Annotated in this window: 13 protein-coding genes; 1 reads left to right on the forward strand and 12 read right to left on the reverse strand. The window is 56.8% G+C overall.

What is annotated here, in order from left to right; genetic code table 11:
- Positions 1-3 precede the first annotated feature (3 nt).
- From DD586_RS12465 to DD586_RS12480, 4 genes are all read right to left on the reverse strand, one after another.
- Positions 4-861, reverse strand: coding sequence for a triphosphoribosyl-dephospho-CoA synthase (locus tag DD586_RS12465; protein WP_012885182.1), 858 nt, complete (start codon positions 859-861; stop codon positions 4-6).
- Complete coding sequence (mdcA, locus tag DD586_RS12470) at positions 862-2,517, reverse strand: malonate decarboxylase subunit alpha (protein ID WP_012885183.1); 1,656 nt, start codon at positions 2,515-2,517, stop codon at positions 862-864.
- 476 nt (positions 2,518-2,993) lie between these two features.
- On the reverse strand, positions 2,994-3,962 hold the full coding sequence (locus DD586_RS12475; RefSeq protein ID WP_012885184.1) for a chemotaxis protein: 969 nt from the start codon (positions 3,960-3,962) through the stop codon (positions 2,994-2,996).
- Positions 3,963-4,567: 605 nt separating this feature from the next.
- Positions 4,568-5,188, reverse strand: coding sequence for a helix-turn-helix transcriptional regulator (locus tag DD586_RS12480; protein WP_012885185.1), 621 nt, complete (start codon positions 5,186-5,188; stop codon positions 4,568-4,570).
- 194 nt (positions 5,189-5,382) lie between these two features.
- Between DD586_RS12480 and DD586_RS12485 the strand changes: the two genes are divergently transcribed.
- A complete protein-coding gene (locus DD586_RS12485) occupies positions 5,383-6,351 on the forward strand; it encodes a threo-3-hydroxy-L-aspartate ammonia-lyase (RefSeq protein ID WP_012885186.1) in 969 nt (322 codons plus the stop codon).
- 15 nt (positions 6,352-6,366) lie between these two features.
- Here DD586_RS12485 and DD586_RS12490 read toward each other — a convergent pair whose 3' ends face one another.
- From DD586_RS12490 to DD586_RS12525, 8 genes are read right to left on the reverse strand one after another with little or no spacing between them, the layout of a single operon-like run.
- Positions 6,367-7,434, reverse strand: coding sequence for an alginate lyase family protein (locus DD586_RS12490; protein WP_012885187.1), 1,068 nt, complete (start codon positions 7,432-7,434; stop codon positions 6,367-6,369).
- A 14-nt stretch (positions 7,435-7,448) separates the two neighbouring features.
- On the reverse strand, positions 7,449-8,369 hold the full coding sequence (locus DD586_RS12495; RefSeq protein WP_012885188.1) for an alpha/beta hydrolase: 921 nt from the start codon (positions 8,367-8,369) through the stop codon (positions 7,449-7,451).
- A gap of 59 nt (positions 8,370-8,428) precedes the next feature.
- Positions 8,429-10,219, reverse strand: a complete 1,791-nt coding sequence (locus DD586_RS12500; RefSeq protein WP_012885189.1) for an ABC transporter ATP-binding protein — start codon at positions 10,217-10,219, stop codon at positions 8,429-8,431.
- Positions 10,220-10,222: 3 nt separating this feature from the next.
- The gene (locus tag DD586_RS12505) at positions 10,223-11,143 is read right to left on the reverse strand and encodes an ABC transporter permease (RefSeq protein WP_012885190.1); all 921 of its coding nucleotides are present in this window, start codon (positions 11,141-11,143) and stop codon (positions 10,223-10,225) included.
- Complete coding sequence (locus DD586_RS12510; RefSeq protein WP_012885191.1) at positions 11,143-12,114, reverse strand: ABC transporter permease; 972 nt, start codon at positions 12,112-12,114, stop codon at positions 11,143-11,145. Before DD586_RS12510 ends, DD586_RS12505 begins: the two co-directional genes overlap by 1 nt.
- Positions 12,115-12,154: 40 nt before the next feature.
- The gene (locus DD586_RS12515) at positions 12,155-13,114 is read right to left on the reverse strand and encodes a nucleoside hydrolase (protein WP_012885192.1); all 960 of its coding nucleotides are present in this window, start codon (positions 13,112-13,114) and stop codon (positions 12,155-12,157) included.
- Positions 13,111-14,154: a nucleoside hydrolase gene (locus DD586_RS12520; RefSeq protein ID WP_012885193.1), complete on the reverse strand. Its 1,044-nt coding sequence runs from the start codon at positions 14,152-14,154 to the stop codon at positions 13,111-13,113. Before DD586_RS12520 ends, DD586_RS12515 begins: the two co-directional genes overlap by 4 nt.
- The gene (locus tag DD586_RS12525) at positions 14,151-15,035 is read right to left on the reverse strand and encodes a dihydrodipicolinate synthase family protein (RefSeq protein ID WP_012885194.1); all 885 of its coding nucleotides are present in this window, start codon (positions 15,033-15,035) and stop codon (positions 14,151-14,153) included. Before DD586_RS12525 ends, DD586_RS12520 begins: the two co-directional genes overlap by 4 nt.
- Positions 15,036-15,136: the final 101 nt, after the last annotated feature.

Consider the following 15,136-nt stretch of genomic DNA (forward strand, 5'->3'; position numbering starts at 1 on the left):
CTCTTAATCGTATAAAGATGGTTGTGCGATACCATCAAGCAATAGCGTGGCGGCCAGCAGGTCGGCCGCGCCGCCGGGCGACGCGTTCAGCGCCAGCATGCGTGTATCTAATTGCGCCAGCGCCTGTCGACCGGCAGGGCAAGACACGCCTCCCGCCGCCAGTACCGCTTGTGCGCCCTGCTGCATGGCCTGCAACCCGTCGAGCCCGGCGCGCGACAACACACAGGTATCGCTTAGCGACGTCATGACCGCCATCAGCGCATCCAGCCGTGCGTCGTTCTCGCTCGCGCCCTGACGCCGACTGCGTCGCAGTTGCGGCAACGCCAGTCGGGTAATATGTGGAAAGCCTTGCTGCGCTTCTTCACGCGCCCCCGGTACCTGATAACGCTGTGTCGCCAGCCGCCCTTTGCTGAACACTGTCGGCGCAGCGCTATCCGGCAAACGAGCCAGCCGCGCCGCGGTATCGGCGATGGCCTGAGCGCTGCCGAGACCGCCGAGCATTGCTGCGGCGCTCACCAACAGTCCCAATGCCCAGATGGCTCCGCGGTGCGTATTCACACCGTCGGTCGCCAGCATCATCTGCTGTTCGCCTTCGCGCCCCACCCGCCCCACTGTCTGCCGTAATGCGGCATCCGCCGGGCGTTGCCAGCTCTGAAGCGCCAGCACATGAAAGGTCGCGGTCAAGCTGTGAGCGGAGCGTTCCATCAGTGCGAGCGTCAAATCCTGATGCGCACCGCTGCCACGGCTATCAACCAGACCCGGTTTGGGGCTCAGTCGCGCCTCCTCAATCAGGCAATGCGTTGCGGTGTCGGCCAGCCAGTGGGCGTAGTCGTGGGCATCGGACTGTCGCTGCGTTTTCATTTACCAGCTCCGGAATTTGGCTGGCGGGTTGTACAAGCCGCCTGACCATTCCACCAGGTCGGCTACGCTGCCTGCGGCCAACAAAGAACGGGTCGCTTCGGTACGGCGGATCCCCAAATCTTCCGGGTAGGCCACCTTGCCGCTGCGGCGGAACTCCGCCACACGTTGCGCGTCCACACCCAACCCGATATCGGTGATCCCGGCAACCGCTGCGACCATCGCCCGCCGCTCTTCCAGGCTGTTAGCGCGATAGAGATAGGCAATCCCCTCTTCGGTCAGCACGTGGGTCACGTCGTCGCCATAAATCATCACCGGTGCCAGCGGCATACCGGTAGCTTTCGCCACATCGACTGCATCGAGTTTTTCCACAAACGTCGGTTTAACGCCGGCTTGGAAAGTCTCCACCATTTGCACCACCAGCTTGCGCCCGCGCTGCATTGGGTCAGGCTCGTTGATCATGGCGAGCCAGGCCGGGGTGGCGTGACGACGTCCATGTGGGTCGTGCCCCATGTTGGGCGCGCCGCCGAACCCGGCAAGGCGACCTTTGGTGACGGTAGAGGAGTTACCCAACCCGTCGACCTGCAAGGTCGAACCGATAAACATATCGACAGCGTATTGTCCCGCCAGCTGGCAAAATGCACGGTTAGAGCGCATCGACCCATCGGCACCGGTGAAGAACACATCCGGCCGCGCGGCGATATAGGCTTCCATCCCCAGTTCACCACCGAAGCAGTGGATACTCTCGACCCAGCCGCTTTCGATCGCCGGGATCAGCGTGGGATGCGGGTTCAGTGTCCAGTGTTTACAGATCTTGCCTTTCAGCCCCAGGCGCTCGCCATAGGTCGGCAGCAGCAGCTCAATCGCGGCGGTGTTAAAACCGATCCCGTGGTTGAGTGACTGCACCTGATGCTCGGCATAGATGCCCTTGATGGCCATCATCGCCATCAGAATGTGTTCTTGTTTGATCAGCCGCGGATCGCGGGTAAACAGCGGCTCGATAAAGAACGGCTTATCTGCGACAACGACATAATCAATCCAGGAGCCGGGAATATCGACGCGTGGCAAATCGGTTTCGTCATCCACCAGTTCATTCACCTGCGCGATAACGATGCCGTCATGGAATGCAGCGGCTTCAACCAGCGCCGGGGTATCTTCGGTGCTGGGGCCGGTGTACAGGTTGCCTTTGCGGTCAGCTTTATACCCTGCCACCAGAGCCACATTCGGGATCAAGTCAACATACAGGCGGGAATAGAGTTCGATATAGGTATGAATCGCGCCCACTTCCAGCGCGCCGTCTTCCAGTAGCTGAGAAATACGCAGACTCTGTGTACCGGAGAAAGAGAAATCGAGCTTATGGGCGATGCCTTTCTCGAAGATATCCAGATGCTCGCTACGCCCAACGCTTGGCATGATCATGTGCAGGTCATGCACTACCTGCGGGTTGACTTCTGACAGGGTGCGGGAGAGGAAATCGGCCTGCTTTTGGTTATTACCTTCCAGCACGACCTTATCGCCGGGAGCGATCAGTTTTTCCAGCATCGCGGCCAGATGTTCGGTAGGCAGCACCTTGCCCGAAACGGGTATCGACGCTTTGCGTCGTTGTTTTTCACTGCGGCGCGTATTCCAGACCCGCGGTGACGTTTGCCCAGACAACATTGTTAACCTCCTGATTCAGCTCATCATTTTGATTTGCCTTGGTCTGGGGAAAGTATGTTCTCTGGCTGAAGCGGCTTCAATCAAGCAGCCATCGCAATCATTAGCTTTAGAGTAAAGATAACTGGCACGCTGACCGTGATTGCCATGCCAGCCCGCGTGGCGTGCGGGTTTCCATCACTCCCCTTACATCGCGCGAATTGTGATCAGCCCTGCGCTTTGCGCATCGGTATCGTTAATCACAATGAGGTAAGAGCGGGAAAACAAAACGGGGAAATCAGTGCGGGAGACAGGAATATCGGCAGGAACCCGGTGCCGTATACGCATCGGCCCCATGCTAGCAGCACAGGGCCGAACGGAATTACTTACATTATTGGATTAACACCATCCTGGATTAATACCATTTAGCCGACACAATTTGGCTAATGCTATTGTGTTAATACCATTGTGTTCATGTCATTGTGTTAATGCCATTGGCCTTATTTCGGTTTTACACGATCCACAACCTTGTGGATAGCGGCGGCCAATTCATTGATTTCAAATTTCGCCACATACGAATCAGCACCGACATTGCGTACATGATCTTCGTTGGCTGAGCCGGACAGTGAAGAGTGGATGATAACGGGAATGTGCTTAAGCGCCTCATCACGCTTGATATTACGTGTCAGCGTAAATCCATCCATCTCTGGCATTTCCAGGTCGGTCAACACAAAGGCAATCTTATCTGAAATGGGTCGACCTTCCGCCTTCGCTTCCTCCGCCATGGATTTGATCTTATTCCAGGCTTCCAATCCGGTGATATGCATGATGTAGGGAATGTTCATCACCTTCAGCCCCGTTTCGAGCATCGTGCGCGCGACTTTGGAGTCTTCAGCCACAATCGCTACTGCACCGGGTTTCAGGTGGAACGTTTTCTCTTCCACACTTTCAATCTTAATTTCACGCGCGGTAGGAATAATATCGTGCAGAATCTGCTCCACATCCAACACCAGCGCCAGACGGTTGCTCGCCGGATCGCTGTCCAGACGCGCGATACTGGTGATATAGCTATTGCTGACGCCCGCCTCAGCGGTATTTACCTGACTCCAGTCAAGACGGACAATATCGTCAACCGATTCAACGGCAAATGCCTGGGTGCTGCGTGCATATTCCGTCACCAGCAGGATGTTGCGCCCGGTACTTGCAGCACACCCCACCACGGCCGGAAGATCGATAACGGGAATAATCTGCCCGCGAATATTAATCATACCAAGCATCGGTGGTGTCATACCCGCAGCCTTGGTCAAGGTTGGCATCGGAACGATTTCACGAAGCTTGAACACATTGATACCGAACAGCTCGGATGGCCCTTCACCGGTGGCCGATCCCAAACGGAACAATAACAATTCAAACTTGTTGGACGAGGTAAGATTAGTTCTCTCCTCAATCTCTTTTTGAAATTTATCCATTCTGTCCTCAATGCAAATAATTATTAATGTATGGTTACAAGGCAACATCAGTCATGCAGGTAAATCAGGCCGGTGGCCTTACCCCACTCTACGCGATCGCTGACGCGCTTCAAATAACTCTTACTTCTTATACAGCATTAAAAAGAAAAATATGTGTCTCACGTCATCTGCTGCATCTTCCTGTTTTGAAAAGCATAGACCACCGGTCATTTCTCCACCATATTCCCGCAGCAAATGTTCTGCATCCTGTGATGAATGGCAGATTTGATTATGTGTGTTGTTATTACCTGCCTATATATACCCGTCATACTGCAAGTTGCAGGTGTGTTGGCGGCGTTCGTTCACCCGAATCACTTACCTGTGTAAGCTCATCGGGATTCACTCTCTTGCCGCCTTCCTGCAACTCGAATTATTTAGGGTATAAATAGGTACCGATTTAAAATGACTGAGGCGTGAGAGTTAACAGAAATAATCAATAGAATAATAAGAAGATCATAAGAAAATGATCTTTCTTCTGATGAGGATTAGCTCGCTGTACCTTACATTATTCGAGCAGCATGACGCAGGTTCACGGCTACCGCGACGATGGCCTGTTCCAGCCAGGGCTAGCGGGCATAGCTATAAACGGAAGCGCGTGAAATACCCAGATGCTGCGCAATCGTCTCCATCGATTTTTTCACGTCGAGTAAACCGCTTTCGCGCAGTTCCTGCATCAGCAGACGCCGCTCCGGTGCCTTCAGTGCGCGCGGTGTGGTCGCCAGACGCGCCGCAAATTGGTCGATACGTTGACGGATCGCTTCGGCACCGGACGGTTCCAGACTTTCGTTAAGCACGCCGCTATTGACCTGATTAAAATGCGCGAAGGCGTGCTGGATGCCGCGAAACAGTGTCATATCCACATTCAGGCACAAAGAAGCGACATACTCGCCGCTGGCGTCCTTGATGCCTATCGAGGTGCTTTTTACCGGGCGGCCATCGGCAAACTGATTGGCATAATTAGCCACAACACCGGGAAATTCCGGCGACGCGATACGCGCCAACCCCAGCTCGGTAGCTGACTGACCGATTTCCCGCCCGGACAAATTGTTGTAAATCGCCAGAATCGAGTGCTCCGGGTTTTTCAGGTCATGGATCACCACCTCGCAAAACGGTGCAAAGGTCTCCCCCAGTCCTTCTGCAATGGTATTGAGCTGCTCAAGCAGTATCGAGTCTGGCAGATGCGTCACCCTGTTTCTCCTTCACCTTTTATTGCTGGATAAATTATTTATAAATAGACGTTATGTCAAACCAGGCCAGTGTGGCATTCAGACAGAAAAGCCTGACTGCCTGCGAAAAACGGTTGGCAATGGCTACAATACCGGCTATAAAAATAAGACATTTTGTTTAAAACTGGATAAATCGTTTATATAAAGGAACCGCCATGAGCCAGCTTGTTCTGCCTAGTTATGACGACGTCGCCGCCGCCAGTGAGCGGATTGCCGGATATGCCCACCGCACGCCGGTTCTCACCTCCCGTACCGCCAACGACGCGCTCGGCGCAGAGATTTACTTCAAATGCGAAAACTTCCAGCGCATGGGGGCGTTTAAATTTCGCGGCGCGATGAACGCGCTGTTGCAATTTACCCCTGAGCAAAAAGTGGCCGGTGTGGTGGCGTTCTCCTCCGGTAACCACGCGCAGGCGATCGCCATGTCGGCAACACTGCTGGGGATACCCGCTACCATCGTCATGCCGCAGGATGCACCCGCGGCCAAGATAGCCGCCACCAAAGGGTACGGCGCACAGGTGGTGACCTTCGATCGTTACACGCAAGACCGTGAAGCTATCGGGCGTGAACTGGCGCAACAGCATGGCATGACGTTGATTCCGCCCTTTGACCATCCACATATTATTGCCGGGCAAGGAACGGCAGCTAAAGAGCTGTTCGAGGAGGTCGGTGAGCTGGATGCCCTGTTCGTTTGTATGGGTGGCGGTGGGTTGCTATCCGGTTCAGCGCTGTCGGCACGTCAACTGTCACCCGGTTGTCGGGTATACGGCGTCGAGCCTGAAGCCGGTAACGATGGTCAGCAGTCTTTTCGTTGCGGCCACATCGTACATATCGATACGCCCAACACCCTCGCCGACGGCGCTCAGACGCAGCATCTGGGTCAATACACCTTCGCGTTGATTCGCAAGCATGTGGATGACATCTTAACCGTCAGTGATGATGAACTGGTCACAGCGATGCGTTTTTTTGCCGAGCGGATGAAGATGGTGGTCGAGCCGACCGGCTGTCTCGGCTTCGCCGCAGCCCGTGCCAGCCAGCACGAACTGCGGGGGAAACGTGTCGGTATTATCGTCAGTGGCGGCAACCTTGATCTGGCCCGCTACGGCCAGTTACTGGCGGGGTAAACCGCCAGGTACCGCTTACCGGCACGATACCGCCGCCCATAACCATCGGGGCGGCGTGGCGTTCAGCTTGCGAGCCGTCTCCAGATAACGGGTATCCAGCAAACTGGCTGACCAGTACAGGGCCGCCGCCGTTTTGGCAGGCCAGATACCATCAAACCCAGACACCCCCGCTTGTCGCCGTGCGATGTCAAATTTCACCGTGGTACGGGCAAATTCCTGGTGAGTTTTCACCCCCTCGGCATACGGGGTAAGCCACGCCAGCGCCCCACGCAGGCTTTGCCTTTCCGCGCCTTTCAGATCAAGCCAGTCATGCCCTTGTGTTCGCGCCGACAGGGCGGCACGTACCAATGGTTCAAGGTCATACACCACATAATGCAGCGCATCACGCTGGCTGAAATCCAACACTTCACCATCAGGGCGGATGTTGGCATTCAACTGGCGAATAAACGCCTCTTGCGCCGCCGCCATCAGGTGGACATCCCCCAGTACGGCCGCCCCCATCGTCAAGAGCTTAACGCGGTGGCTTTGCCAATTATTACTCCAGGTCCCGCGCTTATCCTGCTGATGCGCCTGCATCTGTTGCAGGTAACCGGTGGTCATCTCGTTAAGAAAACGTCGGGTACGCGTCCGTGTCGCCTCCGGCAACGCATCACCAGTCAGTTGATACGCATCAATCAGTCCATCCAGACTGGTTTCATCGATAGGGTTAAAGCTCAGACGATAAGTTGTCGTCCAGGCATCAAGATAGGTTGCCAATCGGGATAGCGATGTCGCATCCCCGGCCCGATACCACGCCAGCGCCAAATCACGCATATAGCTAAAATCGCGTCGGGCGGCATTTGAAATATCATAAATCCCCTGATGGGGGAGCGTTCCTTCGGTATGCATAACCGGGATAGCCTGCGGCTGTGCTGACGGCGGATGGGAAACGGTCGACAGCAGTGCGGCTGCCGAGGGTGCGCTCGCCGCCAGACACAACCGGCTGTCAGCCTGCGTGGTTCCCGCCTGTACTGAAGCCATCACACCGGCAACCAGTGCGCCTACGGCCCATCGGGTCATGCGCTTCGGCATCATGATACTCATGCGTAATACTCCTTCTAAAATAGCGTGACGGGATGCTGATGACGCAGCCAGTTCAGGTATACCGACGGCCAGGCCGCGACCGGCGAGCCCGGCTCCCCCAGTCCAAAACCGTGTCCGCCAACGGGATAACGTTGCATCACCACCGGCACGTTAGCGCGCTGGCAGGCCTGCGCCATGATCAACGTATTATGCGGATCGGACACCGAATCATCGTCTGCCTGCACCAGAAAAAAGGGGGGCGAGTGCTGTGAGACATAGGATTGCACCGACCACTCAGCCTCCATGGCAGCGCTGGCACCGCGCCCTACCAAGACCCGGTGCGTCGCCGTATGCTGATAAGGTTTTTCCAGCGTAATCACCGGATAAATCAGCGCAGCATGGTCAGCCTGAATCGGCAACGCATCCAGTTCATCCTGAGGGGGATAGAGCGCCTCATGCCTGAGCGCTGCCATGCCCAACAAGTGCCCTCCGGCTGAAAAACCCAATACCCCCACCCGGCGTTCCCGGTGGCGAATCACCCGTAATGCACGCTGCGCGTCCTGCAACGCCACCCGGTTGCCGTCATGCCAGCCTTCACCGGGCAGACGATACGCCAGAACATAGGCCGTATACCCCTGCGCTGCCAGCCAGGCGGCGGCAGGCCAGGCCTCTTTGCCCATTTCGATGCGCTGATAACCGCCACCCGCCGCCACCAGGATAGCCTGACCATTGGGGTTTTCCGGTGCAAACACCTCAAGATATGGGTTGGCGATGTGGCTAAGCGCACCTCGTGCACTCACGTGAGGCGGGTCAAAGGGGCCACCGCCGCCCGGCGGGGTGTTGCCCCACAGGTTGATACGCGGGCGTGGCGCAGCCAATGATACCCCCAATACCCGGCCAGCTGTCAGGAGCACGGTAGCCGTCGATATAGCGGTAAGAAATCCTCTGCGATTCATCACTGGCCGCCCTCTTTACATCTGAAGCGATACGATCACGGCTTGGGTGACCGGTTTTTTCAAGACAATAACACCAGATGGTCGTCGCCTACCTGCCGATAACGGCGTACCGGCGGCTGGTAACCCACAGGACGCAACGGGCTATGCAACTCGTCCGCCAGCAGTGAGCGGTATACCCGCCTTTGCGGGTCAGGCACCGGCACAGCAGCCAGCAGGCGTCGGGTATACGGATGTTGGGGGTGGTTGAATACCGCCTGACGCGGGCCAATCTCCACAATCTCCCCTTGATACATCACCGCCACACGATGGCTGATGCGCTCCACCACCGCCATGTCGTGAGAAATAAACAGATACGCCAGCCCCAGTTGTTGTTGCAAATCGAGCAACAGATTGACGATTTGCGCTTTAACCGTCATGTCCAGCGCCGACACCGCCTCATCGGCGATGATCAACTGCGGATTGAGTGCCAGCGCCCGTGCAATGCATAACCGTTGGCGCTGCCCGCCAGAAAACTGGTGCGGATAGCGCTCCGCCATGTCGGCCTGTAATCCGACCCTCTCCAGCAGTTCTGCCACTTTCTGCGGTGCCTGCCGGGTGGATGCCAGACCGTGACTGACCATGGGCTCGGCAATCGCGCGCCCGATGGTCAGCCGTGGGTTGAGGCTGTCATACGGGTCCTGAAAAATCATCTGCGCCCGCATCCGTAGCGCGGCCAGCGCGGGCTTATCAGCGCTCAGCATGTTCTCACCGCACAGCGATACCGTACCGCCATCCGGCTCCAGCAATCGCAAGATAGCGCGCCCGGTAGTAGATTTGCCACAGCCGGACTCGCCCACCAGCGATAGCGTTTCTCCGGCTTGCAGACTGAAAGACACGTTCTCCACCGCGTGTACCCGGCCGGTCACCCGCCGCAACCAGCCGTTTTTCACCTCAAACCGTTTGATCAGATCACGCACCGCCAGCACCGGTGCGCCCGCGATGACGGTGTCTTGCAGCGGTTCGCTCGTGGTCGGTTGCCCGAATAACGCGAAGCGTTGCGGCAGCGGACTCTCAGCCATGTCACCCAGTCGCGGTACGGCAGAAAATAACGTTTTGCTGTAAGGATGCTGCGGTGCCTGAAATAACTGGCGGGTCTCAGCCATTTCCACCCCTTCACCGCGATACATCACTATGGTGCGATCGGCGACCTCCGCCACCACCCCCATATCGTGGGTGATGAACAGAATCGACATGCCCTCTTCGTCCTGCAACGTCTGGATCAACGACAGAATCTGCGCCTGAATGGTGACATCCAGCGCCGTCGTCGGCTCATCGACAATCAACAATCGAGGATTGCATGCCAGCGCGATGGCGATCACCACCCGCTGTCGCATACCGCCGGAAAAGCTCAGGGGATACTCATCCAGCCGTGCCTGCGCCGCAGGAATACGCACTTTTTCCAGCAGGCGTACCGCTTCGGCACGGGCACTGGCGTGGTCCATCCCCCGATGGCGTTGCAGCACTTCCGTTATCTGGGTGCCGATTTTCAGTACCGGATTGAGGCTGGTCATCGGTTCCTGAAACACCATGCCGATGCGGTTGCCACGAATGCGCTGCATCTCACGGGCGGGTAATGCCAGCAAATCACGCCCCTCGAACAGCACCCGCCCACGGGTTTGCACCTGTGGTCCTGCCAGCAAACGCATGATGGACAGCGCGGTGACACTCTTGCCAGAGCCGGATTCCCCCACCAGCGCCACGGTTTCCCGCTCGCCAATTTCAAATGACAAATCCTGCACCACCTTCAGCCACTCACCGTTCACCCGAAAAGCGGTATTCAGTTGTTCAACGCGCAGTACCGGCTGATTCACCCCTCACTCCTCCTGTCTGGTATTGAGCGCATCACGCAAGGCGTCGCCGATCAGGTTGATGGCCACAATCAGCAACAGCAGCATCACGCCGGGAAACAGGCTAATCCAGTAATCACCAGACAGCAGATAGTCAAAACCGTTAGCTATCAATAGCCCCAGCGACGGTTCGGTAATCGGCAGGCCGATGCCGAGAAACGACAGCGTCGCTTCCAGCATGATGGCGTAAGCAATACGCATCGTGGCGACCACGATCAGCGGCGGCAGGCAGTTGGGCAACACATGGCGAAACAGAATGCGTGGGGCGGAAAAGGCCATACCGCGCGCCGCATCCACATAGTTGCGGCGATTTTCCAACAGCGCAGAGGCACGAAGGGTACGGGCGTAATAGGCCCACTGGGTGATCACCAGCGCCAGAATAATTTTATCCACCCCTTGCCCGAGCACCGCCAACAGGATCAGGGCTATCAGTATCGGCGGGAAGCTAAGCTGGATATCAACAATACGCATCAACAACGCATCGGTTTTGCCTCCCAGCCAGGCACTCAACAAGCCGACGACCATACCGATACACAACGCCACCAGTGCACTGCTGACACCCACTATCAGGCTGGTGCGGGTGCCATAGAGAATAGCGCTGAGCACATCACGACCCTGATCATCACTGCCGAGCCAATACGTTAACCCGCTCATACCGCTTGAACCTGGCGGCAGGCGGTTATCCATGATCATCAACTGCGATAAGTCATAGGGGTTTTGCGGCGCAATCCACGGGGCGAGCAGCGACAGCGCCACAATCAACGCCAGCACAAATAGCCCCAGCCGCGCCAGCCGGTCTTGCCACAGTATCAAGACCCTGCGGCTCAGTGCCGAATGTGATACCGGCAGGGTAGACGTCGTATGCACCGAACGCTCTGGCAAGCTCATTACTCACCCCCTAAGCGGATACGCGGATCCACCACGGCGTACAGCACATCCACCAGCAGGTTGATCAGGCTAAACATCACCACCGTCATCATCAGGTAAGCCAGAATCACCGGGCGATCCAACACGGCGATGGCGTCGATAATCAGTTTGCCCATCCCCGGCCAGGCGTAAATCGTTTCGGTCACGACCGCAAAAGCAATCAACGACCCCAATTCCAGACCAATTACCGTAATCAGCGGTATCAGGGTGTTTTTCAGCACATGAACAAATAGGATACGGCTTTCAGACAACCCTTTGGCGCGGGCAAAACGCACATAATCCTGTTGCAGGCATTCCCGCACACCTGCGCGGGTCAGACGAATAATCAGTGAAATCTTGAATAGCGCCAGATTCAGTGCTGGCAACAGCAGATGTTGCCAGCCATCCAGCGTCAGCAGACTCAGGGGAACGCCTGCTACCGTTACCGTCTCGCCCCGCCCTGACGACGGCAGCCAGCCGAGCTTCACGCTAAACAGCATGATCATCATCATGCCAATCCAAAATGTTGGCAGGCTAAACCCCAGAATGGAGACCGTCATCACCGATTTTGCCGCCAGACTGTCCGGTCGCAGACCGGCGAACACCCCCAATGGAATACCCACCAGCAGCGACAGCAAAAACGCCACCAGTGCCAACTCCAGCGTGGCGGGCATCCGTTGCAAAATCAGGTGTAATGCGGGTTGGTTAAAAATAAAGGAGTTGCCCAAATCACCCTGCAAGGCATGGGTAACAAACAGCAGGTACTGCTGCCACAGGGTTTTATCCAGCCCGAAGGCACGGATCACCGCGTCGCGCTCGGCGGGCGTCGCGTTGCTGCCCAGTAACAAATCCACCGGGTTACCAACCAGATACACACCAGCGAACACCAACACCGACATGACCGCCAGCGTTATCAAGGTTTGCAAAAAACGGCTGAGTAAAAAACGAGCCATAACAAGTCCTTGTGGTTAGCAGTGAAGATTACACAGGAAGCTACGGGGTATCCGCCCGGCCATAACGACTGAGCACCCGCACCAGCAACGACAAAAAGCCGGGCTCATCGACCGACTGCATGACCTGCGCATTGGGTGCCTGCGACAGCTTGCCATAAAAATCCGCCCAGGTGTGTCCGGCGGTTTCACCAGCAACCGTCACCCCAACCCGCGCTTCACAACCAGCGAACAGCGACGGTTGCAGTAACCACGCCACCGTCGTTGCATCATGTATCGGGCCGCCTTCGCGCCCGAAGCGCGTTACATCACTGCGGTCAAATGCCTCCAGCAGACGCGCGATAGCCTGCCCCGGTAACCCGGCATCACGTTGCAATTGGGCGATTTCCTGCTGGGTGATCAGCGCCTGAAAGGTCATATCTAGCGGCATGACAACCAGCGGTATACCGCTGCTAAATACCCGGCTGGCGGCGTGGGGATCGGCATACACATTGAATTCCGCCCACGGCATGCGGTGACCGAGTGCGCTAAATGCACAGCTCATGGTCACCACCTGGCGGATACCGCGCGCCACATCTGGGTGTTGGACCAACGCCAGCGCCAGATTGGTCATCGGCCCGATGGCGCAAAAGGTAATCGGGTTGTGTTCCTGTGCCGCCTGACGCGCGGTACGCACGATAAACTCCACTGCGTGTTCCTGCATCATGGCCTGACACTCGCCCGCCGGTACCAGCGCATCGCTGAACGCGCCGATATGAACATACTTGCCGTAACGCTGTGGACCAACCAGCGGCTTTGTCGCACCGGCGAAGACCGGCACATCGATACGACCAGACAACGCCACGATCCGCCGGGCGTTCGCCAGCGCATGTTCTAATGCCACATTACCAGCCACTACGGTGATACCCAGCACGTCCAGCTCCGGCGAGGCCAACGCCAGCCACAACGCAATCGCGTCATCGACGCCGGGGTCGGTATCAATGATGATTCGCTGGCGTGTCATCGCGTGGTTCCATGAGCTGAATGCCTGTTATCGGTTGAAGGGCTGTTATTGGCTGAAGATACGTCATACATTGAAGACGTGTCATACGCTGAAAACGTTTCATAAACTGAAAACAACTGGCAGAACAAGCGGATGACCTCTTCAACCTCTACACCCGTCACCACGTCGACATTCGGTGTCAGGCCAGATTTGCCGTAAAGATCCATCACGCTCTGCCCCATGCACAGTTCACTTTGATGCTCCACCAGTATCCGTGCCCGTTCAGTGCGAAACAGATCGGGGCGCAGTAACCAGGCAATCACCAGCGGGTCATGCAACGGTCCGCCGCGCGAGCCGTAACGTTTGATGTCATTACGATCCCAAAAGGCCATCAGTTGACTCAGCGGGCCGCGTAATCGTCCGGCATGGGCCACCAGTTCATGGACACGTTCCGGCGTCAGGATCACCTGATGGGTGGCATCCAGTGGTAACAGCGTCATCGGCACGTCCTGAGAAAAAACGATGTGTGCCGCGTGCGGGTCAGCCAGCAGGTTAAACTCTGATGTCATAGTTCGGTTACCCAACTCACGGCAGGCACCGCCCATCGATACAATCCGCTCAATACCTGCGGCGATATCGGGCGCGATGCTGAACGCGCTGGCCAGATTCGTCATTGGCCCCAGCGAACACAGCGTAATTCGCTCACCGCACTGCGCTGCCGCCCGGCAACGGGCTATCAGAAAGTTAACCGCATGCTGTGGTTCCTCGGTTTTACGCGGCGCAGGGAAATCACTGTCGCCCAGACCATGCTGTCCATGAAACTGACCGTGGATAGGCTCGCGTAATAAAGGCTGCCAGCAACCGGCAAACACCGGAATATCGGTGCGTCCGCCCAGTTCAACTATCTGCAACGCATTGCGCAGCGTGTTGGGTAACGGCTGATTGCCATTCACTACCGTAATGCCTTGAATCGCCAGCTGCGGGGCGACAAACGCACTCAATAGTGCCAGCGCGTCGTCAATACCGGGATCACAATCGATAATAACGGGAATGGACCTCACAATGCGCCCACCTCTTTTAACACGCTGGCTATCTCATCGCGGGCGTGATGCGTTAACGGCTGTTGCGGGGCGATCGGATTGCCAACGGCAAAACCCTGCATTTCCAGCGCCGCCTTGATACAAGCGGCCACGGAGTATTTGGCAAAAATCTCGTTTACCCGCCACAACGGACGTTGCAGTTCCATCGCCCGCTGCCAGTCGCCCTGTTTAGCCGCGTCATACAAGGCCAGGCTTTGTCGCGGCACGATACAGGCTGGACCGGCCATCCAGCCGACGCCACCAATCAGCATCACGCAGGCGGGAATATGGGCAGAGGCGGAGAAAACCTGCATGCGACCACCGGTACGCTCAATGATCGAGAGCAACCGGCCAGTATTGGTGGAGGCATCCTTAATGTAGCGAATGTTATCCACATGGCTTAAACGCTCAATCACGGGAAGGCTCAGGTCGGTACGTTGAAATTGCGGGTTGGTGTACAACACCACCGGCGTGGGATGCGCCGCGGCGGCAATGGCCCGGAAGTAGCTCTCTACCCCGGCATCGGTCAGCGGGAAATAGGCTTCCAGTATCGCCAGAATGCCGTCAACGCCCAGACTCAGGTAGGTATGAGTCTGGGCGACCGCATCCTGAATCGTTGTCGCTGCCACACCGGCTACCACCGGCACCCGGCCGCGCGCGGTATCCATCACGGTACTCACAACATCAACGCGTTGCTTTTCCGTCAGATACGCGAACTCACCGGTGCTACCAAGCGGCGTCAACCCGTGTACGCCACTATTGATAAGGTGTTCGACCAGTTCAGCGAGGACGACGCGGTCCACCTCGCCATTCGCTTTTATCGGTGAAACCAGATAGGGAAATACGCCGAAGAATCCGCTCATGGAGTGATCCTGAAGGTTGCAGGCTGGGTGTCCCACCACGAATGCGGCGGGACACGGCCTGATGGGAGAACCCTGGTGTTAACGTAAAAATCGCACTACAT

Origin of the sequence: Dickeya parazeae Ech586 (assembly GCF_000025065.1) — a bacterium.
GTDB lineage: Bacteria > Pseudomonadota > Gammaproteobacteria > Enterobacterales > Enterobacteriaceae > Dickeya > Dickeya zeae.

Bases quoted from the DNA above. Each gene is read 5' to 3' on its own strand.
- DD586_RS12465 (WP_012885182.1), bottom strand. From the start codon at position 861: ATGAAAACGCAGCGACAGTCCGATGCCCACGACTACGCCCACTGGCTG.
- mdcA (WP_012885183.1), bottom strand. From the start codon at position 2,517: ATGTTGTCTGGGCAAACGTCACCGCGGGTCTGGAATACGCGCCGCAGT.
- DD586_RS12475 (WP_012885184.1), bottom strand. From the start codon at position 3,962: ATGGATAAATTTCAAAAAGAGATTGAGGAGAGAACTAATCTTACCTCG.
- DD586_RS12485 (WP_012885186.1), top strand. From the start codon at position 5,383: ATGAGCCAGCTTGTTCTGCCTAGTTATGACGACGTCGCCGCCGCCAGT.
- DD586_RS12490 (WP_012885187.1), bottom strand. From the start codon at position 7,434: ATGAGTATCATGATGCCGAAGCGCATGACCCGATGGGCCGTAGGCGCA.
- DD586_RS12495 (WP_012885188.1), bottom strand. From the start codon at position 8,369: ATGAATCGCAGAGGATTTCTTACCGCTATATCGACGGCTACCGTGCTC.
- DD586_RS12505 (WP_012885190.1), bottom strand. From the start codon at position 11,143: ATGAGCTTGCCAGAGCGTTCGGTGCATACGACGTCTACCCTGCCGGTA.
- DD586_RS12510 (WP_012885191.1), bottom strand. From the start codon at position 12,114: ATGGCTCGTTTTTTACTCAGCCGTTTTTTGCAAACCTTGATAACGCTG.
- DD586_RS12515 (WP_012885192.1), bottom strand. From the start codon at position 13,114: ATGACACGCCAGCGAATCATCATTGATACCGACCCCGGCGTCGATGAC.
- DD586_RS12525 (WP_012885194.1), bottom strand. From the start codon at position 15,035: ATGAGCGGATTCTTCGGCGTATTTCCCTATCTGGTTTCACCGATAAAA.